The sequence below is a fragment of the Marinospirillum sp. genome, assembly GCF_014859565.1.
In genome coordinates this window covers 1-2,043 of sequence record NZ_JACUUA010000394.1, presented here as the reverse complement: position 1 = coordinate 2,043, position 2,043 = coordinate 1, and the positions used below count along the sequence as shown (strand labels likewise).

General features: G+C 48.0%; 1 protein-coding gene. It reads left to right on the top strand.

The features are described from left to right. Positions 1 to 2,043, top strand: a 2,043-nt coding sequence (lptD, locus tag IBX50_RS20110) for an LPS assembly protein LptD (RefSeq protein ID WP_292258172.1), incomplete at both ends; no start/stop codon positions are given.

Here is a 2,043-nt window from a genome sequence, read left to right as displayed (position 1 = left end):
GGCTGAACCTGAACCGGGAGAGTGGTTTTGGTGATGCTTATAATGTTCGTATGGAAATCCAGCAAGTGCCGGTTTTTTACTGGCCGTGGTTAAGGTTTCCGATAGATGATCGGCGGCATACCGGGCTTTTGTCCCCCTATATTTCTTACTCCGGCAGCGGCAGGCTTGATTATCAGCAGCCTTTCTACTGGAATATGGCACCCAACTATGATGCCACGTTTTATCCACGTTACATCAGCGACAGGGGTTTTATGCTGGGAGCAGAGTTTCGCTACCTGCAGCCCAGCGATTCCGGAGAGCTGTATTACGCCCAGCTTGGAGGGGATGAGCTGTATTACGGGCTGGATCGCTGGCATTTTGCAGCGCGTCACAGGGGTAGCTTAAGCCGTCCTGCGAGCCTGAATTACAGCCTGGATTTTTCACAAGTCAGTGATGATCGGTATTTTGATTCACTGGGTACGAACAATTTGGTAGGCAGCGATAGAGAGTTGTTACAGCAGTTCCGTATGAGCTATCGTCAAGATGTATGGCAATCACGTCTTACATTCAAGGGTTATCAGCAGTTGCACCCAAGTCGGGATCCAAACTTGTCACTGAGTGATCCTGCTAATGCCGAAACCCCTTATAAGCTGTTTGACTTGAAACAAGGTCGTGATGCTGCAAGGCAGAGTTATTTTCAATTACCACAACTGGAAGTGCGAGGTGGATCAAGGCTGGGTGATGATACACGATGGTTCTTGCTGGCTGATGCTACCCATTTCACCAAGCTGTTTGATGAGAGTGTCAGTAGTCGTTATCTGACAACCTCAACACCAATTCCAGGACAACCAGATAGCTATTATGTGAACAGTAGGAATAACTGGGGTGCTCCAGATGCTTGGCGTTTGCATCTGGAGCCGGGTTTGCGCACCGATTGGGTTTGGCCTTGGGCCTTTATCAGTCCACAGGTAAAACTTCGGCATAATCAGTACTGGATTGATCCCTACTGGCAGGATGCGACCTCACAGAATCAAATAAAAACGGTCAATCTGGAGCCTTCTTACACAGTTCCTGTGCTTAGTATAGATACAGGTCTTTATCTGGAAAGGGATACTCGGATATTGGGTCATGATCTGCTACAGACGCTCGAACCACGGCTGTTTGCTGCTTACATACCTTACGTAGAGCAGTACGAAATTCCTAACTTTTTTGATGGTGGCTTCGCTGACAGCGGCTTCAACCAGATGTTTCGTGCAGAGCGGACCACTGGTCGGGATCGCACGGGTGACGTGCAGAAGGTAACTGCAGGTCTGACCCAGAGAATTATCAGTCGTTATAGTGGACAGGAGATGGCTAGCCTAGGCATTGCCAGGGAATTTTATGCAGCAGATCGCCTGCTGGATAATAGTTATCGACATCCTGACGACCCCAATAGAATTGACAACCAGCCCAGAGAAGAGCGTCCATATACAATGGTTCGACCTTACTCAAATCTTGCTATCCAGGCTCAGTGGCGAATTTCCAGGGACTGGCAGCTACGTTCTAATCTGCTTTGGGATGATCACTTCAGTAAAACTGAAAGTGCTAACACCTACCTTGCCTATACCGATATGCAGGGTTTTCGCATGAATTTTGGTCACAGTTATTCTTCAAATTACCTTACTCATCTACGAAGAGTTGGCGGAGTTGGACCTAAACCTGAGTCATCCTTGATGGATGGCTATTCCTACAAAAGAGATGCAGAAGAGCAGGTTTATGCCTCCATTATTTATCCAATCAATGATCATTGGCGAGTATTTGCCAAGCAAGGGCATGACTGGAAGCGTAACGAGAAACTGGAAAGCCTGACCGGCTTTGAATACAACTCCTGTTGCTGGCAATTGCAACTCTTGTATCGTGACTGGGTAAAGAACCCGGACACCTCGCCGGGTTACAATCAGGCAACAGGATTTGCTGCCAGAGAAAGAGATTATGGTGTTTTCCTGCAGGTGGTGTTTAAAGGTCTTGGCGGTGTAGGGCAGGGTACTCGTGATCTGCTGAGTACCGAGATACAGGGTTATACTG